Consider the following 24,653-nt stretch of genomic DNA (forward strand, 5'->3'; position numbering starts at 1 on the left):
TTTTGTCATTTATTCGACCCTTCGAGATTTTCAGATAGCGCCAGCTTAATCGGTTCAACAGCGAAGGTCAGCCCTTTTTCGCCGTTATCTGCCACGACATAGCGAATTGCACCCTCGGTTTCTGCGTAGTAATGCTTACTTTTGCCTGCGGTGAGCAATTTTTGCAGTTTTTTCTGACTTTGTTCTTTGGTCAATAAGGGGGCTACGGTGCGGATGACGGCACTCATGTACTCCAGCGCTTTGGCTTTGGCGGCCTTTTGTTCCGGCCCCTGGATCGGCAGCCAGGTTATCTGCATGCTTTTAATTTTCAACGTCCCGCGCTCAAGGGCTGATGACGCATACAGGTTTTCATTGATTTTACTGGCTGCTCGGGTGAGATTTGCCTTATCACGGCTGCTGTCGATGGCGCGGAATTCATTTAATGCAAGCTTCGGATTCTGCGTATTAAAGTTTTCACGAAATTGGCTGATCGACAGATCAAACGTCGGCGCGCCCGCCAGCAGATAGGGGGCAGTGGTTGCCGTCGAGGGCGCTTCCGCCCGAGCCACAGGGCTTGCGGACAGGGCTGAAAACAATAATAAAAACAGAGTAAATCCTTGCTTCATCAATCGTACCTTTCATTATGACTGACCACGATTAAAACGATATACTCGTCGTCTTTCAAGTGGCAGGTGCGTTAGCTGCGTTCATTCACCCGAATCACTTACTTGAGTAAGCTCATCGGGACTCATTCACTTGCCGCCTTCCCACCACTCGAAATCCATAGAGCAAAACCGTCGGGCTTGTCAAAAGGGTAAGCTGTTCTTGAAGGTAATAATAAAGGAACTTACATGACCATACAGCAGTGGTTATTCTCAATTAAAGGGCGTATTGGACGCCGTGATTTCTGGATTTGGGTCGGCCTCTGGATTGTCGGTATGCTGGTTCTGTTCTCGCTGGCGAGTAAAAAACTTCTCGATATTCAGACAGCGGCTTTTTGCCTGGTGTGCTTGTTATGGCCGACAGCGGCGGTGACGGTAAAACGCCTGCATGACCGGGGACGCTCTGGCGCATGGGCGCTATTGATGATTCTGGCGTGGATGCTGCTGGCAGGAAATTGGACGATGTTACCCAGCGTCTTGCCGTGGGTCGTCGGACGCTTTGTCCCCACGTTGATTCTGGTCGGCATGCTGATTGACCTGGGCGCGTTTGTTGGCACCCAGGGCGAGAATAAGTTTGGTAAGGATACGCAGGACGTGAAGTACAAAGCGTGAATACAATGCCAGATGGCGAAAGTGTCACCCGTAGGCCGGATAAGGCGAAGCCACCATCCGGCAAAAGTGACTTCAGGCAAACACCCTTACCAGTAATGCTCAGCGGTCATATGGCCCGGTCGGCGACGCAGGTGTTTGGTCATCTGCCGGGTATCTTTCAGCAACTGCTGGGTATCGCGTACCATCTGTGGGTTCCCACAGAGCATCACATGGCTGGTGGCGGTATCCATCGGCAGACCGACTGCTTTTTCCAGCTCACCGCTTTCAATCAGTGCGGGAACGCGGCCAGTAAGCGAACCTGCAGCTGTTTCACGGCTGACGACGGTCTGAATACGTAATTTCCCTTCGTAACGCTTTTCCAGCGCCTGCATCAGCGGCAGGTAGCTTAAATCGGCGGCATAACGGGCAGCATGGACCAGCACCAGATTTTTAAAGCGATCGACATCTTTGCCCAGTTGCAGAATGGATAAGTACGGGCCGATCGCCGTGCCGGTTGCCAGCATCCACAGCGTATCGCAATCGGGGACTTCATCCAGCACAAAGAAACCCGCGGCTTCACTGACCACCTGTACGTCATCGCCAGGTTTTAGCGCGGCCAGACGTGGACTCAGCTTCCCGTCAGGCACTGTCACCAGATAAAACTCTAAATCGGGGTTGTCTGGTGCATTCACGTAGGAATAGGCGCGCTGGACGCGTTCGCCGTCGATCTCCAGACCAAGCTTAGTGAACTGACCCGCAGTGAAGGGGAGAACCGGCGCGCGCACGGTCAAACTAAACAGGGCGTCGGTCCAGTTCTGTACCTTAGTGACTTTGCCTGTTACCCAATCTGCCATGGTGTCCTCCTGTCTGCTTTGATTGCCTTATCTTCGTTCGTTGCACGAAAGATTTCCAGCCCCGAAGGACTGGAAGGCTCAATCAAACAAATTTGTTACAGGATATGCGCCTGCACATCAGGATCTTTGCGATCAAGGTAGTGGATGGATTGAATACGACGGATCGTGCGCGACTTGCCGCGGATCAGCAGCGTTTCGGTGGTGGCGATATTGCCCTTACGGCTGATTCCATCCAACAGATCACCTTTGGTGATCCCGGTGGCGGAGAAGATAACGTTATCGCTACGTGCCATTTCGTCCAGACGCAGCACTTTACCGGCTTCAATGCCCATCGCCTGGCAGCGGGCCAGTTCCTGTTCGCCGATACGGCGGTTTTCTTCGCTGTCGCCTTTGACGTCATGACGTGCCAGCAAACGACCCTGCATGTCGCCGTCCAGCGCGCGGATGACGGCGGCAGAAACGACACCTTCCGGTGCGCCGCCAATGCCGTACAGCACGTCAACTTCGCTGTCTGGCATACAGGTCAGAATGGAGGCTGCGACGTCGCCATCGGGAATGGCGAACACGCGAACGCCAAGCTTCGCCATCTCTGCGATAACCTCATCGTGGCGAGGTTTGGCCAGAATCGTCACGGTCAGATCGCCGAGCGGCTTGTTGAGTGCGGCGGCGACATTACGTAGGTTTGTTTCCAGCGGCAGGTTCAGGTCGATAGCCCCTTTGGCTCCAGGGCCGACAATCAACTTCTCCATGTACATATCTGGCGCGTTGAGGAAACAGCCTTTGTCACCAACTGCGAGGACCGCCAGCGCATTCGCCTGGCCCATTGCCGTCATGCGCGTACCTTCGATAGGGTCGACCGCAATGTCTACGGCATCGCCGTGACCGGTACCGACTTTCTCACCGATAAACAGCATCGGCGCTTCATCAATTTCACCTTCGCCAATCACGATGGTGCCGTCAATATTGACCTGGTTGAGCATAATACGCATGGCGTGCACCGCTGCGCCGTCGGCGGTATTTTTATCGCCGCGTCCCAGCCATTTATAGCCAGCCAGCGCTGCCGCTTCGGTTACGCGTGAAAATTCAATGGCAAGTTCTCGTCTCATTGCAAACTCGTAGCAGAAAGGAATGGCGCGAAGTGTAGCACAGGGGAGAGGGCGGGATTATTGATGTGTGTGCGGGATTGCCCCGCACGAAGATATTGCTGGATGGCGACGCTAACGCGTCTTATCCGGCCTACGTCAGATTCGTATCAGTAGGCCGTGCCATCCGGCAATGACGGGTTACTCTTCGTGGTCTTCCCACGCCAGGGCGCGTTTAACCGCTTTTTTCCAGCCGCTGTAACGGAAGTTACGTTCGGTGGTTTCGATGCCTGGGCGGAATTCACGCTCGATGACCGCTTTTTCCTGCAGTTCATCCAGGTTTTGCCAGAAGCCAACGGCCAGACCTGCCAGGTATGCGGCACCCAGTGCAGTCACTTCACGTACTTCCGGGCGCTCAACGCGGGTGCCAAGAATGTCGGACTGGAACTGCATCAGGAAGTTGTTGGCGACCGCGCCACCGTCGACACGCAGCGCGTGCAGACGAATACCGGAGTCGGCCTGCATTGCTTCCAGCACGTCACGGGTCTGATAAGCGATAGACTCAAGCGTTGCACGGATGATGTGGTTGGAGTTAACGCCACGGGTCAGGCCAAAGATGGCACCACGCGCATACGGGTCCCAGTATGGCGCACCCAGACCGGTGAATGCCGGAACGACGTACACACCGTTGGTGTCCTTCACTTTGGTGGCGAAGTATTCGGAGTCGAACGCATCGCTGATGAGTTTCATTTCATCACGCAGCCACTGAATGGATGCGCCGGCCATAAACACCGCGCCTTCCAGCGCATAGTTTACTTCCCCGGTCGGACCGCAGGCGATGGTGGTCAGCAGCCCGTTTTCAGACTTCACGGCTTTCTCGCCGGTATTCATCAGCATGAAGCAGCCGGTGCCGTAGGTGTTTTTCGCCATCCCTTCTTTCACGCACAGCTGACCGAACAGTGCGGCCTGCTGGTCACCCGCGATACCCGAGATAGGAATACGCGTGCCGCCTTTACCGCCAATGTTGGTCTGACCGTAGACTTCAGAAGAACGACGCACTTCCGGCAGCATGGCACGCGGGACGTCCAGCGCGTCCAGCATTTTGTCGTCCCAGTCCAGGGTATGGATGTTGAACAGCATGGTACGTGAGGCGTTGGTGTAATCCGTTACGTGTACGCGCCCCTGAGTCATTTTCCAGATAAGCCAGGTGTCCACGGTACCAAACAACAGTTCGCCGCGACGAGCGCGCTCACGCGAGCCCTCTACGTGGTCGAGGATCCACTTCACTTTGGTGCCAGAGAAGTACGGGTCAATGACCAGCCCGGTGTTGTTACGGACATAGTCTTCCATACCGTCGCGCTTAAGTTTCTCGCAAATATCCGCGGTACGACGACACTGCCAGACAATGGCGTTATAGATAGGTTTACCGGTTTCACGCTCCCAGACGATAGTGGTTTCGCGCTGGTTGGTAATCCCGATCGCGGCAATTTCGTCGGAACTGATATCGGCTTTCGCCAGCACTTCTACCAGCGTAGAGCTTTGAGTCGCCCAAATTTCCATCGGGTCGTGTTCTACCCAACCGGCTTTCGGGTAGATTTGCTCGAATTCGCGTTGTGAAACGCTAACAATATTTGCATCGTGGTCCATTACGACCGCGCGGGAGCTGGTAGTGCCCTGGTCGAGCGCAACGATATATTTTTTTTCAGTCATGATTTTTGTCCCGTAGTCACATTACTGCGAAGCTTTTTGTTGAGTGTTGGCCGCGACGTCTTTCTCTTCAATCGCGCAGACATCGCACGGCAAATGGCGACCAATCAGTTTGCGATATGCCCATGCGCCCAAAATCGCGCCGGTAATCGGGCCAAACACCGGTACCAGGAAGTAAGGAATATCGCGACCGCCCGTGAAGGCAATCTCACCCCATCCAGCCATCCAGGCGAAGAGTTTCGGTCCGAAGTCACGTGCCGGGTTCATTGCAAAACCGGTCAGTGGTCCCATAGAGGCACCAATAACTGCGATCAATAAACCGATCAGCAGCGGCGCCAGTGGACCACGTGGCACACCGTTACCATCGTCGGTCAGTGCCAAAATCAGCCCCATCAGAATAGCGGTAATGACCATTTCAACTGCGAAGGCCTGCACAAAATTGATATGCGGGTTTGGATATGTTGAGAATGTCCCTGCCAGATTGAGGCTTTCAGCGCTACCGCGCACGATATGGTTGGTTTGTTCGAAATCGATGAAAAGATTGTAATAAAGCCCGTAAACCAAAGCCGCTGCGCAAAAGGCGCCGGCAATTTGTGAAATGATAAAAGGTACGACTTTACGCTTATCAAAGCAGGCAAACAGCCAAAGTGCGATTGTGACCGCCGGATTCAGGTGTGCACCAGAAACGCCTGCCGTCAGATAGATAGCCATCGCTACCCCCAGACCCCAGATGATACTGATTTCCCACTGCCCAAAAGTCGCCCCAGCGACTTTGAGTGCAGCAACACAGCCCACACCGAAGAAAATCAACAACCCGGTACCGAGGAATTCAGCAATGCACTGGCCTTTCAAGGTTGATGTTTGACTCATAATCGGATCCTGAAGAGAGATTAATGTTTATTGTGTGCGAGAAGGTCACTGACATCCCCGGAGCCCGGTAGGCACACTGTTAATTTATCGTTAACGAGCAAAAACGAGAAATATCGAAATTAAAATGTGTGTGCTGCATCAACAAAATGAGCGTTTTCGCGCCATAACGAGGTATTTGTAATACATAACTAGTGTGAGCTGAATCATTTCATTAACCAATATGTTAACACTTTTGAGCTATAGGGTGTTTGTCGCCAGGACAAGGATTAAAAGTGTTGCAAACCGCAATCTACGCGGGATGCTGCTGGACAGGGATGGCGCGGCTTCATACAATCGGTGCTAAGTAGAGAACGCGCGTTTTTATTAAGGCGTCACCGTTATCGGGACGAGGATTTTTATCCATCAACGCCTTGCAATTCAGGAGAGGTATGACGATGTCATTAGAAGTGTTTGAGAAACTGGAAGCAAAAGTACAGCAGGCGATTGATACCATCACGCTGTTGCAGATGGAAATCGAAGAGCTGAAAGAAAAAAACAACTCACTGTCGCAGGAAGTTCAGTCTGCACAGCAGCAGCGTGAAGAGCTGGAGCGTGAGAACAACAGCCTGAAAGAACAGCAGAGCGGCTGGCAGGATCGTCTGCATGCTCTCCTGGGGCGTATGGAAGAAGTCTAATTCTGATTTCTTGAGAAAGGCATCCATTATGGATGCCTTTTTACTATGTAGACTTTAGGATATCGTAATTCTCAAATTTCAAAGAATACGATATGACAAAAAGAAATGATATTATTGATAATTCGGATCGATTTATCACCAGAGATATTAGATACGGTCTTATCTATACAGAGAATCTAGGATGGATTGATTTAGGTCATGCCAATCCGGCTGGAGCTGAAAAGCTCTGGTTTGAAATGACAAGGGCTCGTGGTGGTGATAGCGAATTTTATGAAGTAAATTATCATCAAAGTATGTCCAAAAGCATTCATGGCCTAAATATTAATACTGGCATATATCGTAGATTCATGGTGCGACGAGGATTGCAGGAACGAACTCTGCAAGGTGTTGCTTTATCGATATTCTTAAGTACGTCACATCGCTTTGAATCCTTACAGGATTTTTGGCCTTACGTTTATTTAACTGATAGTGGCTATAGTGCCGAAGATTTGGTATCGAATTTATTTGGTTTTTACCAAGCAGTACATTACGCAGATTACACCTCTTATCTTCAGATATGCTCGAAAGAAAAGGCTTATCGGATATGGGACTTCTATGGTCCGGTTGGTGAATTTAAGAATAAAAGCGTCATTCCGTTACTGTTTCCCGATCCTTTAGATAAGGGGACGAAACATGAACCCTATTCAGGGGAGTTACCTTTATTTATGGATGTAATAAAACCTGTTGCAAATCCTGATTATGTTTGGGAACTCCGCATATGATGTCTCGTATATCAGGTATTATTATTGGTTTTATGATTTTCTTTGCGCTGTTGTATTGTTATTTCATGGCGAGCATTTTTACAAAAAAAAACTATGCGCAGAAGAATTTATTAATTTATCAGCTGTTAACGCCAGAACCTCTTAAACAGGTTCCAAGGGTATCCAGCGACTGGTTTTTTGTAAGCCATGCAGATGAAGGTAGCCATCTTCAACGCAGTGAAATAGTTTTTACGGGGATACCAAAGAGTGATGTTCAGAGAGCAGAGGAAAAATTAAACGCATACATTGAATCTTATCCTGCAAGTCGCGAGATGATGAGTGTCGTTGTTGAAGCTAGGGCTGGGAATTATGATGTGAAAGTCATCCACTACAAATCGGATGAATGAAAATAAAAGGCCATCAAATTTGCTGATGGCCTTTTTCGATTACTCGATATCGAGCGGGTCTTCGGAGAGGATCATCCCGGTATTGTCGGCGTACAGGTGGTCGCCGGAGAAGAACGTCACGCCACCGAAGTTGACGCGCACATCGCTTTCTCCAATGCCTTCACCTGCGGCACCCACCGGAATAGCGGCAATTGCCTGGATACCGATGTCCAGTTCTTCCAGATCGTCTACCTGGCGTACTGAACCGTAGATGACCAGACCTTCCCATTCATTCTGTACCGCCAGCCGCGCCAGTTCGGCATCAACCAGAGCACGACGGACAGAGCCGCCGCCATCGACCAGCAGAATGCGACCACGGCCATTTTGTTCGAGCAGATCGTACAGCAACCCGTTGTCCTCGAAACATTTTACCGTGGTGATTTGTCCGCCAAACGACGACCGTCCCCCAAAGTTAGAGAACAGTGGTTCCACGACGTTGACATCTTCCTGGTAGATGTCACAAAGCTCGGATGTATCGTATTTCATAGGCTCAACGTTCAGTTGCTGCGAGAATTTTTAGTATATCGCGCTATGTGTACTGTTGGCAAAATCATCAATTGTTAATTGATATTTGTCAGTTAAACAGACCACTGGCTTAGGAAAATTCCAACCACAAACAGCAGGTTAGTTAACAGTGCCGCTTTTACGGTGCGTTCCAGCATCGGACGCATTGCTGCCGGATCCATTTCACGCATTACGTATCGCGCCTGCTTAATCAGCAGCGGAGCGGCCAGGATGAACAGCCATCCCCACAGACTTTGCAGCGAAAACAGATTAAACAGTGCCAGGCAAACCAGCGTCCCCATTAGCAGGCAGGCATGGTAACGACGTGCATTCACGGCCCCCAGACGCACTACCAGCGTGTTTTTACCGTTCTCCCTGTCGCTGTTGATATCACGCAGGTTATTGACGTTGAGTACGGCGGTAGCCAGCAGACCGCAGGCGGTGGCTGGCAGGATTAGCGCGGGGATCAGCGTATGGGCCTGCAGATACCAACTGCCCATCACGCTCAGCCAGCCGAAGAAAACCAGCACGGAAATATCACCGAGGCCGATGTAGCCATAGGGGCGATTGCCGACGGTATAGGTGATCGCCGCGATAATCGACAGGCCACCGAGCACCAGGAAGCCGACAAAATCAGCCATCGTGTGGCAGGCCACCGCCACTAGTGCCAGGCCGGACAGGCAAATTAAGGCCACGGTGACCATTAATGCGCGCTTCATCTGCTGTTGGGTGATCACCCCTTTTTGCATGCCACGCAGCGGTCCAATGCGGTCAGGCTTGTCGCTGCCTTTGACAGCATCGCCATAGTCGTTTGCGAGATTGGACAGGATTTGCAGCAGCCCCGCCGTTATCAATGCCAGCAGAGCCACCAGCGGATCGAAATACCCTTGCCACCATGCTAATGCCGTACCGACGATGATCGCCGCGAAGGCGAGCGGTAAGGTCTTAGGTCGTAAACTTTCCAGCCAGGCTTGTGAGCGGCTAATTTGTTGTTGTTCAGTCATATTTAGCGCCAATAAAAATGGGGCTTTATCAGCCCCATCAACAGTGATGAAAATGCATTGAACGCGATTATAGGATAAAACGGCTCAGATCTTCATCTGCGACCAGCGCATCCAGATGTTTGCTCACATATTCGGCATCAATTGTGATGCTTTGGCCGTTTAAATCGCTCGCATCATAGGAAATATCTTCCATCAGACGCTCAAGCACGGTGTGCAGACGACGGGCACCGATGTTCTCGGTGGTTTCGTTGACCTGCCAGGCGGCCTGAGCGATGCGCTTAATGCCATCTTCCGTGAACTCAATATTAACGCCCTCAGTTGCCATCAGTGCTTTGTACTGGACGGTGATAGAGGCGTTAGGCTCAGTCAGGATACGCTCAAAATCGCTGGTGGTCAGTGCCTGCAATTCTACACGAATTGGCAGACGACCCTGCAGTTCCGGGATCAGGTCGGACGGTTTCGCCACCTGGAACGCGCCGGAAGCGATAAACAGAATGTGATCTGTTTTCACCATGCCGTGCTTGGTCGAGACGGTGCAGCCTTCGACCAGCGGCAGCAGGTCGCGCTGCACGCCTTCACGGGACACGTCCGGACCGGAGGATTCACCGCGCTTACAGATTTTGTCGATTTCGTCGATAAACACGATCCCGTGCTGCTCAACGGCGTCGATAGCGTCTTGCTTCAGTTCTTCCGGGTTTACCAGCTTCGCCGCTTCTTCTTCAATCAACAGCTTCATGGCTTCTTTGATTTTCAGCTTACGCGGTTTTTGTTTCTGGCCGCCCAGGTTCTGGAACATGGACTGCAGCTGGCTGGTCATCTCTTCCATGCCAGGAGGTGCCATAATTTCTACGCCCATCGGCGCAGCGGCGAGATCAATTTCAATCTCTTTGTCGTCCAGTTGGCCTTCACGCAGTTTTTTACGGAATGCCTGACGTGCAGCGGAAGGTTCCTGAGGCTGTTCAGACTGTCCCCAGTTATTTTTAGCTGGTGGGATCAGTACGTCGAGAATACGTTCTTCCGCCATTTCTTCGGCGCGGAAGCGGTTTTTCTCGATCGCCTGGACGCGGACCATTTTAATGGCAGCATCTGTCAGATCGCGGATGATGGAGTCAACTTCCTTACCCACATAGCCGACTTCGGTGAATTTCGTGGCTTCAACTTTGATGAACGGTGCGTTGGCTAGTTTTGCCAGACGACGGGCGATTTCGGTTTTACCGACGCCGGTTGGGCCAATCATCAGAATGTTTTTTGGCGTAACTTCATGGCGCAGCTCTTCGTCGAGCTGCATGCGGCGCCAGCGGTTACGCAGAGCAATCGCCACGGAACGCTTGGCGTTATCCTGGCCGATGATGTGTTTGTTCAGTTCGCTGACAATTTCGCGTGGGGTCATTTCAGACATGGGGGATCCTTACGCTTTGGAGTTCAATTCTTCGATGGTATGGAAGTGGTTGGTATAAATGCAGATATCCCCTGCAATATCCAACGCTTTCTCAGCAATCTCGCGGGCACCAAGCTCGGTGTTTTCAAGCAGAGCACGTGCCGCAGCCTGGGCGTAGGGACCGCCGGAGCCGATGGCAATCAGATCGTTTTCTGGCTGAATGACATCGCCATTACCGGTAATGATGAGTGATGCAGTCTCATCGGCAACAGCCAGCAGCGCTTCGAGTTTGCGCAGCATACGGTCGGTACGCCAGTCCTTCGCCAGCTCAACGGCAGCTTTCACCAGGTGACCCTGATGCATTTCAAGTTTGCGTTCAAACAGTTCAAACAGCGTGAATGCATCCGCAGTGCCGCCCGCAAAGCCCGCGATGACTTTGTCGTTGTACAGACGGCGGACTTTTTTCACGTTGCCTTTCATTACGGTGTTACCCAGTGTGGCCTGACCATCACCGGCGATTACCACATGGCCGTTACGGCGTACGCTTACTATTGTTGTCACGAGCAGACCCCTTGGTTACAAATACGGAATTCAGGCCCCGCACAGATGTACGGGGCGTAATGCAAGTATAGATGGGGGGGATTTTGGGGGTTTCAACCCCCGGCAGACAGTCGAATACAGTTTGTGTGACCCGCTACTTTCAAACGGCTGATGGTGTTGTCAGCGTTTTCTTTGCCTTTGAGTGGGCCAATAACCACGCGATTCCAGCCGTTGTTGGTGGTAATACGGGAGTTAAAGCCCTCAAAAGCCAGCTGTGCACGCACGGTTTCTGCCTGTTCAGCCCCTTTAAACGACCCACACTGCACCATCCAGCGGCGCTCATCTTTTTTCTCAGCAGTCTGCTTCGGCACTTCGGTAATCGGTGCTGCTGGCTGCGTCTTCGGCTGAGCGGCAGCAGTATGTGCAGGCGTCTGCAGCAGATCCTGGTATGGCTGTTGGGCCGCAGGTTTGGGCTGCGTTTGACGAGGCTGCTGCACCGGCGCGGCTTGTGCGGTACGTGTTTGCTGCTGCTGAGGCTGCTCCGTTGCCCGAGGGCGTGGCTGCTGAGCCTGCTGCTGCGCGTTGCTCCATTGCTGTTGCTGCACCTGACGCTGACGCTGCAGCGTTTGCTGGCGCTGCGCAGGCGTTTGCTCATTCCACGGAACTTCGTTGAGCTGAGTAGGCTGCTGACGCATATCAGCCTGCATTTGCGCCAGCAACTGGCGCTGCTCATTGGTCAGCTGATCGGCATTCAGCACTTCACCGCCCGCAGAGGGTTCGGTTGGTGCGCGCACGCCTGGTTGACGGCTTTCAAGTTCTTTGATGTATCGCCAGCGTTCTTCCGGCTTCGGCGGAATGCCATTGCCGGTAACTTTCTGGTTTTGCAGCGTCTCGGACTCTTCTTTCTTGTGATGCGTAATGAAGTACAGACCACCGATAAAGGTCACGAGTACGGCTGCTGCAATAGCGACCATCGCGGGTGACACCGCAGGCGTATTGCGTTGCTTATTCCGTGAGGTGCTCTTTTTGCGCCGCGAAGGTGCCGGTTGGCCGCGACGTACATAATCTCGTTGTGCCACTATCGTTTCGCTGTATTTATTCGTTCGTCAGCCCGCCATGTTACTTAAGCGGCGGGCCTTTGACCAGACAGGGGAGTCCGAAAGCACTTTACTTTACGTCAGTGCCCGGGTGGTGCCCCGAATAATGAGTTCACAGTCCAGTAAACGTGACCCGCTGCTGACATTTTGCCCCTGGAGTTGATCGAGCAGTAACAGCATAGCCTCACGTCCGATATCGAAACGCGGCTGTGCGACGGTTGTCAGCGGTGGATCACAATATTCCGTCAGTGAAATGTTATCAAAGCCAATAATCGACAGGTCGTCAGGCACTTTCAGTCCCTGGCGTTTGGCGTAGGAAAGTGCGCCCAGCGCCATGACGTCGCTGTGGCAAAAGACGGCTGTCGGTGGTTGAGGCTGTTCAAGCAGTTGTTTTAGCGCGTTAGCCCCCGCTTCGTAGGTAAAATCGCCGCGCGCAATAAAATGCGGATCGACGGTAATCCCACTGCGACGTAACGCCTGAACGTAACCTTGCAGGCGATAGTGGCACAGTGGCATATCTTCTGGTCCGGCGATACAGCCGATGCGTTTGTGCCCCAACTCCAGCAGATAGTTCATCGCGTTAAAGGCGGCGGTGAGGTTATCAATGTGAACGGTGGGCAGTTCCAGCTCAGGCGCGAACTCATTGGACATCACCATCGGCGGTAAATTGCGCTGTTCTTCTACGCTGGCATCAAATGGCAGGCGTGAGCTGAGCAGCACCATGCCGTCAATTTGCTTGGTAATAATGAGGTTAAGAAAGGTCTTTTCCTGCTGGTTCTGATGCGCGCAATCGCCGATCAGCACCAGATAACCCTGCTCGGCGGCGGTGACTTCTATGCCGCGAATGACTTCGCTGAAAAAGGGATCGCAAATATCCGGGACGATGACCAGGATGGTACGTGATTCATTACGCTTAACGTTGCGGCCCATTGACTGCGGTAAATATCCTACTTCCAGAGCGGCCTGCTCAACCTTGTTACGGGTTGATTGAGAGACTTTGTCTGGATTCATCAATGCACGGGAAACGGTTGCCGTGGAGACCTTCGCCTTCAGGGCAACATCTTTCATCGTTGCGGCAGTGACCTGCTTGTTCGGTTTCACTCTTTCTCCTCGCCAGGGCGCTGCTGGAGCAGCTCTGTCCCTGGGTAACCTTCATCTGAAACATTTTTATCAGATAGTGAATCGAAGCAGTTACAGAATTTTCATAAAAAGTGTGATGGATATTTAATTTTACGATCCGCCTCGCATCATGAGGGCTTATCCCTCAATGGGATCGACATCCAGCACCCATTTGACCTTGCGTGCTTCGGGCAGGGTATTGATCAACGCCAGCGTGCCGCTGACGATATGCTGCAGTCGAATTCGTGACGGATGTTGCAACAAAATTTGCCAGCGATAGCGACCGCCACGTTTGGGGGCCAGCGCGGGAACCGGGCCCAATACCCACAGCTTATCGTCGGCCAGCGGGCTGGCCTGAATCAGATTACGTAACTGTTGTAAAAACAGCGGTGCCTGCTGGTTGTTGTGATCTTCTGCCCGCACGATCACGTGGCTGGTCCACGGTGGGAGTTGCAACGTTTGTCGCTCGGCCAGTGCCTGCTCGGCAAAGGCGTCATAGCCTTTATGCAATAAGGTTTGCAGCAACGGATGTTCAGGGTGATGCGTCTGCAATACCACTTCGCCCTGTTTCCCGGCACGTCCTGCGCGCCCGGATACCTGGGTATAGAGCTGGGCAAAGCGCTCTGCGGAGCGGAAGTCAGCAGAGAATAATGCCCCATCCACATCCAGCAGCGCCACCAGCGTGACGTCCGGGAAGTGGTGGCCTTTCGCCAGCATTTGCGTCCCGATAAGAATGCGTGCTCCGCCGCGATGGACCTCCGCCAGATGCTGCTCAAGCGCCCCTTTACGGCTGGTGGTATCGCGATCGATACGTGAAATCGGCACGCCGGGAAAGAACGGCGCTAAGGCCTGTTCGAGCTGCTCGGTGCCGAGTCCAACCGGTACCATATGCGTAGAGCCGCAGGAAGGGCACTGACGCGGTATCGGGCGCTGGCTGTCGCAGTGGTGGCAGCGCAGATGATGCTGCGCCTGATGCAGCGTGTAGTAGTGATCGCAGCGTGGACATTCAGCAATCCAGCCGCAGTCGTGGCACAACAACGCAGGGGCAAAACCCCGGCGATTAAGAAACAAGATAACCTGGTTATCAGCCTGCAGATGCTGACGCATGCGGGCGATCAGCGCCGGGGCCAGTCCGGCCTGTACCTGCTGACCTTTCAGATCCAGCACGTGCTGCGTCGCGGGACGGGCATTTCCGGCGCGACGCGTCAGGCGCAACATGCGATATTTTTTTTGTCGTACGTTGCACAGCGTTTCCAGCGCCGGTGTGGCTGAGCCGAGGATAATCGGGATCTGCTCGCTGTGCGCACGGTAAACCGCCAGGTCGCGGGCGTGATAGCGCCAGCCTTCCTGCTGTTTATAGGAGCTGTCATGTTCTTCGTCGATGACAATTACGCCGAGGTTTTTAAACGGGGTGAACAGCGATGAGCGGGTACCGATGACAATTGCTGCTTCACCGTTTTTTGCTTTCAGCCATGCAGAAAGACGTTCGCTGTCATTTAAACCAGAGTGCAGGACTTCGACCGGAGCATTGAAGCGTTCACGAAAGCGGGCGATGGTTTGCGGCGTCAGGCCTATTTCCGGCACCATCACCAGCGCCTGCTTGCCCTGAGCGAGGACATTTTCCAGTACGCTTAAATAGACTTCCGTTTTGCCAGAGCCTGTGACGCCGGCGAGTAGCCAGGCGCTAAAGCTGTCCGATGCGCTGTGAATAGCTCCAACGGCGGTGGCTTGTTCGGTATTCAGCCTTAAACGCTCGCCAGAGACGGCGTAGTGCGTGCGCCAGTCACTGAATCCAGGCGTTTCGCTTGCCAGGGAGCACAGACCTTTTTTGCGTAGCGCCTGCAATGCCGCATCATTAAATTCGAGGTCGGCCACCTGATCCCGCCAGATTTTTCCCTGTCGCAGTGCTGCCAGCGCCTGCTGCTGCTTCGGTGAGCGTTTCAGGTTGTTCAGGTCAGTGGCATGGCCTTCTTCGGTGGCAAACCAGTACCACATTGGCGTGTTGGTGGCGGGACGCCCCTGGCGCAGTAGCATCGGCAGGGCGTGAAACAGCACGTCACCAATGGGATGATGGTAATAATCTGCGGCCCACAGCAGTAAGCGCCAGACGGAGGTCGAATAGACCGGTTCGCTGTCCAGCACCTCAATGACCGCTTTTAGTTCGCTCCGCGGCAGTTCGCTGTTCTCGCTAACTGACAGGACAATGCCAATGCGTTCTTGCTGTTTGCCAAAGGGTACACGCACGCGACACCCGGCTTTGGCGCTCATACCTTCCGGTAAGAGGTAGTCAAAGGTGCGGGGTAGCGGGACGGGTAAGGCAACGTGAGCAACGGGCATTGAATCATCCTGACTTGAATTCTGGCGGGTTAGTATACACATTAGTGAGGAGCGGAATGCGGATCAGTTTGCATGAGCAGGCTAATTTCTGTATGATTCGCCGCCTTTGATGCAAATTGATTGCGTCAAATACTGACCATTACCCGAGAGTTTCGCGCAGCTGGAAGGCGGCAAGCGAGCGAATCTCTGGGAGCATAGTGAACTATGTGACCAGAGTGAGTGAACGCAGGCAACGCATCAGCAGTGTGAAAGGTGACGGGGAATAATTAACATCGCGTGGTGTCTGGCGTTAGGGCTGGAAGAGCGACGCGGCCTTAACTGAGGTTCTCCCCATGAAAAAAGATATTCATCCGAAATACGAAGAAATTACTGCAAACTGCTCTTGCGGTAACGTCATGAAAATCCGCTCTACCGTTGGTCACGATCTGAACCTCGACGTGTGCGGTAAATGCCACCCGTTCTATACTGGCAAACAGCGTGATGTTGCTACCGGTGGCCGTGTTGACCGCTTCAACAAGCGTTTCAGCGTACCGGGTACCAGCAAATAAGTTTTTTGCTGTCGGAAAAAAGCGCCGTAAGGCGCTTTTTTTGTACCTGTGAATCAGTGCTGAAATATGTATGCTTGCGGTGAATGTAAAACCAATGCATAAATAAAACGGCGTTTTTATTTTATCGGTAAAATGTTTCTATTGGTGATCTTTATCGTTTTTATCTTTACGTCTTTGCCACTGATTTGAGTTTTTGGCAAAATTTAAAAGGTTTTGTCCCTCCAGCTTAAATACAATTTTTGGGAAATCTAAAATTATTCATAGATCCAATTTGATTATCCTTTTTAGGGAGGTCATATGGATTCATTCCTTAATTGTTTATGGGAAGGGACGTTTATGAAATTAAACTCCGCATTATTACTTATTCCATTATTCTCTGCAGCTGCACACGCAGGTTATGTTGATTACCGCCATGAATATTATGACGATGGCCGTAACTATGACCGTGTTTATATGTCTCACCGTTTTGCTACCGGTTTTGGTGTGGCAGTCGAAGCTATCTCACGTTCCGATGACTCGCAATCGAATGATGCGTGGAACAATATGGAAAGTAACGGCAACGAGTATACAGCAAGCTATCAATTTACTTCGCAGGGGCTTACCTGGCAGCCGGGTATTGCAATCGAGACTGGCGATAACATCACGATTTATAAGCCTTATATTCGCGTGCAGTATAACATCAATGACAACTGGTGGACCGCGTTCCGCTATCGTCAAGAGTACATGCGTAGAAACACGGAGGGTAAAGATGACCGTATGGTTTATCGCCCTGAAGCCTGGGTTGGTTATAACATCAATAACTGGATGTTTGAACTGAACGGCATTTATAAAATTGCCGATAGTGAAGATTTATATAACAACAAAAGCGAAGATTATGAGTATAACTTCCGGGTTGCTTATAACATAGGTTCCTGGGTTCCTTTTGTTGAAATCGGTAATGTTTCATCAGGTTATAACACAACAACGACAGACGATCGTCAGACCCGTTATCGTGTCGGTCTCGGTTATAACTTCTGATCGCTAATACTCTTCTCATCGGTTTATTACGCTGAGTATCGGGATATAAGCATAATTTGCGTGAATAGTGTATCTAAGGAGTTGACATCATGTCCAATGATGGAACTATGATTAGAAGCAATAGCAGTATTGCCGTCAGACCTTTCGGATTCAGAGATAAAATTGGTTATTTATGTGGTGACCTGGGAACCTGTTTTATTCTTGGGTTAGTGAATAGCTTTTTAATGATTTATTACACCAACGTACTCGGTGTTTCTGGCGTTATTGTTGGCTCACTTTATTTTGTGACCAAACTCTTTGATGCGTTTGTCGATGTTGGCGTAGGGCGCTTATGTGATACGTCTAAACTGACGGCGTACGGGCGTTTTAACCCTTGGGTACGCCGCATGAAGTATCCATTCTGTATCATTGCGGTCGTCCTGTTTCTGCCGTTTGTACAAGACTTTTCTTATACGGCGAAAATTATCTACATCTGCGTATCCTATTTCATTTACGGCTCACTGCTATCGACTGTGAGTATTCCTTATGGTGCCATGTCTGCGGCGATTAGCTCTAACCCGGAAGATCGCGTATCGCTTTCAACCTACCGCAGCGTTGGGTCCGCAATCGGCGGCGGGGCAACCGGCTTTTTTATTCCTATCCTGATGTACACCACTCTGGTGGACGGAAGCCAGGTGATTTCCGGGCAGCACTTCTTCTGGATCGCCATTGGTTGCGCAATACTGGGCTTTATCTTTTTAACGCTGACCTGCCATTTAACGACGGAACGCGTGCGGGTGGAAAAAAAAGATAGCATGCCCGTGTCGGTGCTTCTGAAAGGGTTGATACGCAATAAAGCATTGATTGTTTTAGTTGTTGTGGATCTGCTGATCGTGATTAATCAGGGGCTTTCCGGCACCAATATGACCTATCTGTTTAATGACTATTTCCACAATAAAGAGGCGATGTCTGTCGCGTTACTGTTTACCTTTGGTTCCTTGATTTTGCTGGCACCCTCGGCATCCTGGCTCACGAAGCGATTTGGTAAGAAAGAAGCCAGCGTAGGTGCGCTGCTCTTTTCGGTGGTCATGTACGTGATCATGTACTTTACCCATATCACCGACGCGAAAGTCTATTTGGTTTTCCTGTTCCTGGCGACGCTGGGGGCGGGGTTATTCAACCTGATGATTTGGGCGTTCATGACCGATGTTTGCGACTACCACCAGTATGTCACCGGCGATCGTGAGGATGGTACCGTTTATGGCGTGAACTTCTTTGCCCGCAAGGTGGGTCAGGCGTGCGCAGGGGCCATTGGCGGCTTTATGCTGGCGATCATTGGTTATCAATCGTCATCAACCGGCGGTGCGGTGCAAACCAGCATTGTGCAGGAAAATATTTATACGATGGCGAATCTCTTGCCGGCTTTATGCCTGTTTTTGGCGGCGGTCGTGCTGATTTATTTCTATCCGTTGAACCGTAAAGAAACGCTCAAAATGGAAGAAACATTGAATAAGCTTAATGGTATTAGTAAGTAACCTTGTGAAGGTATGAGGCTCTGTATCGCGCGTTATGCGTTAGGAGAAACAGGATGAGAAGAGGCGGGAGCAGTCCCGCGTCTTCTCATCTTTTGCAACGTCAGCCGCCGTTTTAACTAGTTAGTACTCCCACGTCTCCGGGTTGATCCCCAGTTCACGCATAATTACCTTGGCTTCTTCCGGGATTTCATCACTGCGCTCTTTGCGCAGATCGTCATCGTTGGGTAACGGTTGTCCGGTAAAGGCATGCAGAAACGCTTCACACAGCAGTTCGCTGTTGGTGGCGTGGCGCAGGTTGTTCACCTGACGACGCGTGCGTTCATCGGTAAGGATCTTTAACACCTTCAGAGGAATGGAAACCGTAATCTTTTTGACTTGCTCACTCTTCTTACCGTGCTCAGCGTATGGGCTGATATATTCGCCGCTCCATTCAGCCATGAGATACTTAATCCTCTTTGTCATTAAATTTGAGGCCAGAACCTGAGCCCGGACCATAACTGTGCGTAGTTTATCGTAGTGGCGCGGCCCTGACACGAAGTTAGCCGACGCAGATGTACGCTAATGCATATAATTTTAACGGCTATTTTGAATTTGCTCAATCTATACGCAAAGAAGTTTAGATGTCCAGATGTATTGACGGCTATTGTAACAATGATTACTCTGGGGTCTGACTATTCACCGGCTCAGCCAGGAACTCCTCAATATGACGCGTAAACAGGCCACCATCGCAGTGCGTAGCGGATTAAATGACGACGAGCAGTACGGTTGCGTTGTCCCGCCGATTCACCTTTCAAGCACCTATAATTTTACCGGATTCAACGAGCCTCGGGCCCATGACTATTCACGTCGCGGTAACCCGACGCGTGATGTTGTCCAGCGTGCGCTGGCGGAGCTGGAAGGCGGTGCGGGCGCGGTGCTGACCAGTACCGGTATGTCGGCAATTCATCTGGTAACTACGGTGTTCCTGAAGCCGGGCGACCTGCTAGTGGCGCCGCACGACTGTTACGGCGGCAGCTATCGCCTGTTTGACAGTCTGGCGAAGCGTGGGTGTTATCGCGTGCTGTTTGTCGATCAAGGCAATGAAGCCGCGCTGAAGGCCGCGTTGGCGGAGAAACCGACGTTGGTGCTGGTAGAAAGCCCAAGTAATCCGCTGTTACGCGTGGTCGATATTGCGAAAATCTGCCAGTTGGCGCGTGAGGCTGGCGCGGTAAGCGTCGTTGATAACACGTTTTTAAGCCCGGCACTGCAAAATCCACTGGCATTGGGCGCCGATCTGGTGTTGCATTCATGCACGAAATATTTAAATGGTCACTCAGATGTCGTGGCTGGCGTGGTGATTGCAAAAGATCCAGAACTGGTCACTGAGCTGGCATGGTGGGCGAATAATATCGGCGTCACCGGCGGCGCATTTGATAGTTATCTGCTGTTGCGCGGCCTGCGTACGCTATCACCTCGTATGGAGGTGGCACAACGCAACGCCCAGGCGATTGTCGACTATTTGCAAACCCAGCCGCTGGTGAAAAAACTGTATCACCCGTCACTGCCGGATAATCAGGGGCATGAAATTGCCGCGCGTCAGCAAAAAGGCTTTGGCGCGATGTTGAGTTTTGAACTGGATGGTGATGAGCAAACGCTGCGCGACTTCCTTGGCGGGTTATCATTGTTTACGCTGGCAGAATCACTGGGGGGCGTCGAAAGCCTGATCTCCCATGCCGCGACCATGACCCACGCGGGGATGGCACCAGAAGCACGTGCTGCTGCCGGCATTTCTGAGACGCTGCTGCGTATCTCCACCGGTATTGAAGATGGCGAAGATTTAATTGCCGACCTGGAAAATGGCTTCCGGGCTGCAAACAAGGGGTAAACATGAGTGTGATTGCGCAGGCAGGGGCGAAGGGTCGTCAACTGCACAAATTTGGTGGTAGTAGTCTGGCTGACGTGAAATGTTATTTACGTGTCGCAGGCATTATGGCTGAGTACTCTCAGCCTGACGACATGATGGTTGTTTCCGCGGCGGGCAGTACCACTAACCAGTTGATTAGCTGGCTGAAGTTAAGCCAGACCGATCGCCTTTCTGCGCATCAGGTTCAGCAGGCGTTACGCCGCTATCAGAGCGAGCTTATTAGCGGTCTGTTACCACCAGACGTGGCCGATGGGCTGATTGGCGAGTTTATTCACGATCTGGAGCGTCTGGCCGGTTTACTCGACGGCGGCGTCAACGATACGGTTTACGCTGAAGTAGTCGGGCATGGTGAAGTGTGGTCAGCGCGTCTGATGTCTGCCGTACTTAACCAGCAGGGTCTGGAATCTGCCTGGCTGGATGCGCGCGAGTTTTTGCGCGCGGAACGCGGCGCTCAACCGCAGGTGGATGAAGGCCTTTCGTATCCCTTACTGCAACAGCTGTTGGCGCAGCATCCGGGGAAACGCCTGGTGGTGACCGGATTTATCAGCCGCAGTAATGCGGGCGAAACGGTGCTGTTGGGGCGTAACGGTTCTGACTACTCCGCGACCCAGGTTGGCGCACTGGCGGGTGTTTCCCGCGTGACTATCTGGAGCGATGTCGCCGGGGTGTACAGCGCGGATCCGCGCAAAGTAAAAGATGCGTGTTTGCTGCCGTTGCTGCGCCTTGATGAAGCCAGCGAACTGGCGCGTCTGGCGGCACCGGTTCTCCATGCCCGTACCTTACAGCCGGTTTCCGGCAGCGATATTGATCTCCAGTTGCGCTGTAGCTATACGCCGGAGCAAGGATCGACGCGCATTGAACGCGTGCTGGCTTCCGGTACCGGGGCGCGTATTGTCACCAGCCATGACGACGTTTGCCTGATTGAGTTCCAGGTGCCCACAGGTCAGGACTTTAAGCTGGCTTACAAAGATATCGACCAGATTTTAAAACGTGCACAGGTGCGTCCGCTGGCGGTGGGTGTGCATCCTGATCGCCAACTGCTGCAATTTTGCTACACCTCTGAAGTTGCTGACGGCGCGCTGAAAATTCTTGATGAAGCAGGCCTGCCGGGCGAGCTGCGTTTGCGTCAAGGCCTGGCGTTGGTGGCGATGGTGGGTGCTGGGGTGACGCGTAACCCGCTGCACTGCCACCGTTTCTGGCAACAACTGAAGGGGCAGCCGGTTGAGTTTACCTGGCAGTCAGAAGAGGGTATCAGCCTGGTTGCCGTACTGCGTACTGGCCCGACCGAAAGCCTGATCCAGGGTCTGCACCAGTCAATTTTCCGCGCTGAAAAACGCATCGGCCTGGTGCTGTTTGGCAAGGGGAATATCGGTTCTCGCTGGCTGGAGCTGTTTGCCCGTGAGCAGAGCACGCTGTCTGCGCGTACCGGTTTTGAATTCGTGCTGGCAGGCGTGGTGGATAGCCGCCGTAGCCTGCTAAATTACGAAGGACTGGACGCCAGCCGCGCGTTAGCCTTCTTTGATGATGAAGCGGTAGAGCAGGATGAAGAATCCTTGTTCCTGTGGATGCGCGCGCACCCGTATGACGATTTAGTCGTGCTGGACGTCACCGCCAGTGAACAACTGGCGGATCAGTATCTGGATTTCGCCAGCCACGGTTTTCACGTGATTAGCGCCAATAAACTGGCTGGCGCAAGCACGAGTAATAAGTATCGCCAAATCCACGACGCCTTTGAGAAAACCGGTCGTCACTGGCTGTATAACGCCACTGTCGGTGCCGGATTGCCGATCAATCATACCGTACGGGATCTGATTGACAGCGGAGACACCATTTTGTCGATCAGCGGGATCTTCTCCGGCACGCTGTCGTGGCTGTTCCTGCAATTTGACGGTTCTGTTCCGTTTACCGATCTGGTGGATCAGGCGTGGCAGCAGGGGCTGACCGAGCCAGACCCGCGCGTTGACCTTTCTGGTAAAGATGTGATGCGCAAGCTGGTGATCCTGGCGCGTGAAGCGGGTTACGACATCGAGCCGGACCAGGTTCGCGTGGAGTCACTGGTACCTGCGCACTGTGAAGAAGGCTCTATTGACCATTTCTTTGAAAATGGCGATGAGCTGAATGAGCAGATGGTTCAGCGGCTGGAGGCCGCCCGTGAAATGGGGCTGGTACTGCGCTACGTGGCACGTTTCGATGCCAACGGCAAAGCGCGTGTGGGGGTGGAAGCGGTTCGCCCTGAACACCCGCTGGCGGCGCTGCTGCCGTGCGATAACGTGTTCGCCATCGAAAGCCGCTGGTACCGCGATAACCCGCTGGTGATCCGTGGGCCGGGGGCGGGTCGTGATGTGACCGCCGGGGCGATTCAGTCGGATATTAATCGTCTGGCGCAGTTGCTGTAGGGTGTGTGTTGCCGGATGGCGCTACGCTTATCCGGCCTACGTAGTAAGGGTAATGCCGTGTAGGCCGGATAAGATGCGCAAGCATCGCCATCCGGCATCTTTACTGTTTCGCAAACACCTCTTTTGCGGCGAACAGCCCGTTCAGCGCAGCGGCAATGTGCACCTTTAGCTGCGGTGTGGCGTTACCTAACGCGCCAGGTGCGGCGTGGAAAACTGGACGCGGCTAGTGTGGCGCTGCCGCTGGAGGCTACTGGACTCACCGTGATCCCGCTCGCCTGTCTGTATTGAAGAGCCGCTGGAGTATGATGTTCTGCTCGCGCGTATTGCACGTGGCGAGGGGGTGAGCCTGTTTCCGGCATCGTTTGCAGCTATCCAGCGGCAGGGAGTGGTTTTTCGTCCGCTATGCGACACGGAATTGTGCATCACTGTCGGACTGATATTACCGCCTGAACAAGAATCTCGCCTGCAATGGCTTCCTTCATTACTCTCGGCGTCCTTCCTTTCTGCACGCTAAAGTGAATTATTTTCATCTTCACTGAGTATTCCTCACCTTTCACGATGATTTTTATGTTGACGTTACGGCGCTTTTCCGTCATTTTTACATCTAGACGTCTAAACGTATAGCAGTTCACAACACAACATATAACGACAAAAGATTGATGAGGTAAGGTATGAGCTTTTTTCACGCCAACCAGCGGGAAGCCCTGAATCAGAGCCTGGCTGAAGTCCAGGGTCAGATTAACGTTTCGTTTGAGTTTTTCCCGCCGCGCACCAGTGAAATGGAGCAAACACTGTGGAACTCAATCGATCGCCTGAGCAGTCTGAAGCCCAAGTTTGTCTCCGTGACCTACGGCGCAAACTCCGGTGAGCGTGACCGCACGCACAGCATCATTAAGGGGATTAAGGATCGCACCGGTCTTGAAGCGGCCCCGCATCTGACCTGTATTGATGCTACTCGCGACGAGCTGCGAATTATCGCTCAGGATTACTGGAACAACGGGATTCGTCATATTGTGGCCCTGCGCGGCGACCTGCCGCCAGGCAGTGGCAAACCGGATATGTACGCCGCCGATCTGGTTGGGTTACTCAAAGAAGTGGCAGACTTTGATATCTCTGTTGCGGCCTATCCGGAAGTCCACCCGGAAGCGAAAAGCGCCCAGGCCGATCTGCTCAACCTGAAGCGTAAGGTCGACGCCGGAGCGAATCGCGCGATCACCCAGTTTTTCTTCGACGTGGAAAGCTATCTGCGTTTTCGTGACCGCTGCGTAACCGCAGGTATCGATGTGGAAATTATCCCGGGTATCCTGCCGGTCTCTAATTTTAAGCAGGCGAAAAAATTCGCTGACATGACCAACGTGCGCATCCCTTCCTGGATGTCGACGATGTTTGACGGTCTGGATGATGACGCGGAAACCCGCAAGCTGGTGGGCGCTAACATTGCCATGGACATGGTGAAGATTTTAAGCCGTGAAGGGGTGAAAGATTTCCATTTCTATACGCTCAATCGCGCCGAGATGAGCTACGCGATATGCCATACGCTGGGCGTCAGGCCTGCTTAATTGTAACATCAGCCCTCTACGGAGGGCTTTTTGTTGATCATTTTGATCTACATCTCTGTAACTAAAAATATAAAAGGATTTAGCTATCGAATCTGTGGGTTTTTTCGACTATATCTTATCTCTGGTGGTGTA

At 52.4% G+C, this 24,653-nt stretch carries 23 protein-coding genes and 2 pseudogenes; 11 read left to right on the plus strand and 14 right to left on the minus strand.

All coding sequences use genetic code 11. From position 1 onward, the window contains the following. Positions 1-5: 5 nt before the first annotated feature. Positions 6-605, minus strand: a complete 600-nt coding sequence (locus tag FCH32_RS21135) for a YiiQ family protein (RefSeq protein WP_096758825.1) — start codon at positions 603-605, stop codon at positions 6-8. Positions 606-830: 225 nt separating this feature from the next. On the opposite strand from FCH32_RS21135, the gene FCH32_RS21140 reads away from it, so the two are divergent. Beyond that, entirely contained in the window at positions 831-1,253 is a 423-nt protein-coding gene (locus tag FCH32_RS21140; protein ID WP_096758824.1) for a DUF805 domain-containing protein, read from the plus strand. Positions 1,254-1,339: 86 nt separating this feature from the next. Here the strand turns inward: FCH32_RS21140 and fpr are convergent, their stop codons facing one another. From fpr to FCH32_RS21160, 4 genes are all read right to left on the minus strand, one after another. Next, a complete protein-coding gene (gene fpr / locus FCH32_RS21145) occupies positions 1,340-2,086 on the minus strand; it encodes a ferredoxin--NADP(+) reductase (RefSeq protein ID WP_096758823.1) in 747 nt (248 codons plus the stop codon). A 95-nt stretch (positions 2,087-2,181) separates the two neighbouring features. Beyond that, positions 2,182-3,192: a class II fructose-bisphosphatase gene (gene glpX, locus FCH32_RS21150; RefSeq protein WP_174361475.1), complete on the minus strand. Its 1,011-nt coding sequence runs from the start codon at positions 3,190-3,192 to the stop codon at positions 2,182-2,184. A 177-nt stretch (positions 3,193-3,369) separates the two neighbouring features. Then, on the minus strand, positions 3,370-4,878 hold the full coding sequence (glpK, locus tag FCH32_RS21155) for a glycerol kinase GlpK (protein WP_096758821.1): 1,509 nt from the start codon (positions 4,876-4,878) through the stop codon (positions 3,370-3,372). A gap of 21 nt (positions 4,879-4,899) precedes the next feature. Continuing rightward, entirely contained in the window at positions 4,900-5,745 is an 846-nt protein-coding gene (locus FCH32_RS21160; protein ID WP_096758820.1) for an MIP/aquaporin family protein, read from the minus strand. A gap of 428 nt (positions 5,746-6,173) precedes the next feature. Here FCH32_RS21160 and zapB point away from each other — a divergent pair, with 428 nt between their 5' ends. The 3 genes from zapB (at position 6,174) to FCH32_RS21175 (ending at position 7,566) form a co-directional block, all read left to right on the plus strand. Next, the gene (gene zapB, locus FCH32_RS21165) at positions 6,174-6,419 is read left to right on the plus strand and encodes a septal ring assembly protein ZapB (RefSeq protein ID WP_115259761.1); all 246 of its coding nucleotides are present in this window, start codon (positions 6,174-6,176) and stop codon (positions 6,417-6,419) included. A 92-nt stretch (positions 6,420-6,511) separates the two neighbouring features. Next, entirely contained in the window at positions 6,512-7,180 is a 669-nt protein-coding gene (locus tag FCH32_RS21170; RefSeq protein WP_174361476.1) for a hypothetical protein, read from the plus strand. Continuing rightward, positions 7,177-7,566, plus strand: coding sequence for a hypothetical protein (locus FCH32_RS21175; protein WP_117343659.1), 390 nt, complete (start codon positions 7,177-7,179; stop codon positions 7,564-7,566). Before FCH32_RS21170 ends, FCH32_RS21175 begins: the two co-directional genes overlap by 4 nt. Before the next feature lie 39 nt (positions 7,567-7,605). Here FCH32_RS21175 and rraA read toward each other — a convergent pair whose 3' ends face one another. The 7 genes from rraA to priA form a co-directional block, all read right to left on the minus strand. Further along, entirely contained in the window at positions 7,606-8,091 is a 486-nt protein-coding gene (gene rraA, locus FCH32_RS21180) for a ribonuclease E activity regulator RraA (protein WP_115259760.1), read from the minus strand. 92 nt (positions 8,092-8,183) lie between these two features. After that, entirely contained in the window at positions 8,184-9,113 is a 930-nt protein-coding gene (menA, locus tag FCH32_RS21185) for a 1,4-dihydroxy-2-naphthoate polyprenyltransferase (RefSeq protein WP_117343660.1), read from the minus strand. 67 nt (positions 9,114-9,180) lie between these two features. After that, positions 9,181-10,512, minus strand: coding sequence for an HslU--HslV peptidase ATPase subunit (gene hslU, locus FCH32_RS21190; protein WP_096758815.1), 1,332 nt, complete (start codon positions 10,510-10,512; stop codon positions 9,181-9,183). Between the two features lie 9 nt (positions 10,513-10,521). Continuing rightward, entirely contained in the window at positions 10,522-11,052 is a 531-nt protein-coding gene (gene hslV, locus FCH32_RS21195) for an ATP-dependent protease subunit HslV (protein ID WP_003028805.1), read from the minus strand. A gap of 92 nt (positions 11,053-11,144) precedes the next feature. After that, positions 11,145-12,110 (minus strand): cell division protein FtsN, encoded by a 966-nt coding sequence (gene ftsN / locus FCH32_RS21200; protein ID WP_115259758.1) that lies wholly within the window; start codon positions 12,108-12,110, stop codon positions 11,145-11,147. Positions 12,111-12,203: 93 nt separating this feature from the next. Beyond that, complete coding sequence (gene cytR / locus FCH32_RS21205) at positions 12,204-13,229, minus strand: DNA-binding transcriptional regulator CytR (RefSeq protein WP_096758813.1); 1,026 nt, start codon at positions 13,227-13,229, stop codon at positions 12,204-12,206. 156 nt (positions 13,230-13,385) lie between these two features. Beyond that, positions 13,386-15,584, minus strand: a complete 2,199-nt coding sequence (priA, locus tag FCH32_RS21210; protein ID WP_115259756.1) for a primosomal protein N' — start codon at positions 15,582-15,584, stop codon at positions 13,386-13,388. A 332-nt stretch (positions 15,585-15,916) separates the two neighbouring features. Here priA and rpmE point away from each other — a divergent pair, with 332 nt between their 5' ends. The 3 genes from rpmE (at position 15,917) to FCH32_RS21225 (ending at position 18,663) form a co-directional block, all read left to right on the plus strand. Continuing rightward, positions 15,917-16,132 (plus strand): 50S ribosomal protein L31, encoded by a 216-nt coding sequence (gene rpmE / locus FCH32_RS21215; protein WP_096758811.1) that lies wholly within the window; start codon positions 15,917-15,919, stop codon positions 16,130-16,132. A gap of 336 nt (positions 16,133-16,468) precedes the next feature. Next, positions 16,469-17,149: an oligogalacturonate-specific porin KdgM family protein gene (locus FCH32_RS21220; protein ID WP_096758810.1), complete on the plus strand. Its 681-nt coding sequence runs from the start codon at positions 16,469-16,471 to the stop codon at positions 17,147-17,149. An 89-nt stretch (positions 17,150-17,238) separates the two neighbouring features. After that, a complete protein-coding gene (locus FCH32_RS21225; protein ID WP_174361477.1) occupies positions 17,239-18,663 on the plus strand; it encodes an MFS transporter in 1,425 nt (474 codons plus the stop codon). A 120-nt stretch (positions 18,664-18,783) separates the two neighbouring features. Here FCH32_RS21225 and metJ read toward each other — a convergent pair whose 3' ends face one another. Further along, positions 18,784-19,101, minus strand: coding sequence for a met regulon transcriptional regulator MetJ (gene metJ, locus FCH32_RS21230; RefSeq protein ID WP_003825168.1), 318 nt, complete (start codon positions 19,099-19,101; stop codon positions 18,784-18,786). Positions 19,102-19,366: 265 nt separating this feature from the next. Here metJ and metB point away from each other — a divergent pair, with 265 nt between their 5' ends. Together metB and metL are read left to right on the plus strand one after the other, a co-directional pair. Continuing rightward, positions 19,367-20,527: a cystathionine gamma-synthase gene (metB, locus tag FCH32_RS21235; RefSeq protein ID WP_096758808.1), complete on the plus strand. Its 1,161-nt coding sequence runs from the start codon at positions 19,367-19,369 to the stop codon at positions 20,525-20,527. Between the two features lie 2 nt (positions 20,528-20,529). Beyond that, positions 20,530-22,962: a bifunctional aspartate kinase/homoserine dehydrogenase II gene (metL, locus tag FCH32_RS21240; protein WP_115259753.1), complete on the plus strand. Its 2,433-nt coding sequence runs from the start codon at positions 20,530-20,532 to the stop codon at positions 22,960-22,962. A gap of 100 nt (positions 22,963-23,062) precedes the next feature. Here the strand turns inward: metL and FCH32_RS23515 are convergent. Next, positions 23,063-23,167: pseudogene (locus FCH32_RS23515) on the minus strand (carboxymuconolactone decarboxylase family protein); the annotation flags it as partial. On the opposite strand from FCH32_RS23515, the pseudogene FCH32_RS23285 reads away from it, so the two are divergent. Further along, a pseudogene (locus FCH32_RS23285) lies at positions 23,149-23,476 on the plus strand (LysR family transcriptional regulator); the annotation flags it as partial. The pseudogenes FCH32_RS23515 and FCH32_RS23285 overlap by 19 nt on opposite strands. A 157-nt stretch (positions 23,477-23,633) precedes the next feature. Next, complete coding sequence (gene metF / locus FCH32_RS21245; protein WP_096758802.1) at positions 23,634-24,521, plus strand: methylenetetrahydrofolate reductase; 888 nt, start codon at positions 23,634-23,636, stop codon at positions 24,519-24,521. The last annotated feature ends 132 nt before the right edge of the window (positions 24,522-24,653 follow it).

Source organism: Citrobacter gillenii (assembly GCF_013337685.1).
GTDB lineage: Bacteria > Pseudomonadota > Gammaproteobacteria > Enterobacterales > Enterobacteriaceae > Citrobacter > Citrobacter gillenii.

Coding starts and splice junctions, on each gene's coding strand:
- FCH32_RS21135 (WP_096758825.1), bottom strand. CDS start 605: ATGAAGCAAGGATTTACTCTGTTTTTATTATTGTTTTCAGCCCTGTCC.
- FCH32_RS21140 (WP_096758824.1), top strand. CDS start 831: ATGACCATACAGCAGTGGTTATTCTCAATTAAAGGGCGTATTGGACGC.
- fpr (WP_096758823.1), bottom strand. CDS start 2,086: ATGGCAGATTGGGTAACAGGCAAAGTCACTAAGGTACAGAACTGGACC.
- glpX (WP_174361475.1), bottom strand. CDS start 3,192: ATGAGACGAGAACTTGCCATTGAATTTTCACGCGTAACCGAAGCGGCA.
- glpK (WP_096758821.1), bottom strand. CDS start 4,878: ATGACTGAAAAAAAATATATCGTTGCGCTCGACCAGGGCACTACCAGC.
- FCH32_RS21160 (WP_096758820.1), bottom strand. CDS start 5,745: ATGAGTCAAACATCAACCTTGAAAGGCCAGTGCATTGCTGAATTCCTC.
- zapB (WP_115259761.1), top strand. CDS start 6,174: ATGACGATGTCATTAGAAGTGTTTGAGAAACTGGAAGCAAAAGTACAG.
- FCH32_RS21170 (WP_174361476.1), top strand. CDS start 6,512: ATGACAAAAAGAAATGATATTATTGATAATTCGGATCGATTTATCACC.
- FCH32_RS21175 (WP_117343659.1), top strand. CDS start 7,177: ATGATGTCTCGTATATCAGGTATTATTATTGGTTTTATGATTTTCTTT.
- rraA (WP_115259760.1), bottom strand. CDS start 8,091: ATGAAATACGATACATCCGAGCTTTGTGACATCTACCAGGAAGATGTC.
- menA (WP_117343660.1), bottom strand. CDS start 9,113: ATGACTGAACAACAACAAATTAGCCGCTCACAAGCCTGGCTGGAAAGT.
- hslU (WP_096758815.1), bottom strand. CDS start 10,512: ATGTCTGAAATGACCCCACGCGAAATTGTCAGCGAACTGAACAAACAC.
- priA (WP_115259756.1), bottom strand. CDS start 15,584: ATGCCCGTTGCTCACGTTGCCTTACCCGTCCCGCTACCCCGCACCTTT.
- rpmE (WP_096758811.1), top strand. CDS start 15,917: ATGAAAAAAGATATTCATCCGAAATACGAAGAAATTACTGCAAACTGC.
- FCH32_RS21220 (WP_096758810.1), top strand. CDS start 16,469: ATGAAATTAAACTCCGCATTATTACTTATTCCATTATTCTCTGCAGCT.
- FCH32_RS21225 (WP_174361477.1), top strand. CDS start 17,239: ATGTCCAATGATGGAACTATGATTAGAAGCAATAGCAGTATTGCCGTC.
- metJ (WP_003825168.1), bottom strand. CDS start 19,101: ATGGCTGAATGGAGCGGCGAATATATCAGCCCATACGCTGAGCACGGT.
- metB (WP_096758808.1), top strand. CDS start 19,367: ATGACGCGTAAACAGGCCACCATCGCAGTGCGTAGCGGATTAAATGAC.
- metL (WP_115259753.1), top strand. CDS start 20,530: ATGAGTGTGATTGCGCAGGCAGGGGCGAAGGGTCGTCAACTGCACAAA.
- metF (WP_096758802.1), top strand. CDS start 23,634: ATGAGCTTTTTTCACGCCAACCAGCGGGAAGCCCTGAATCAGAGCCTG.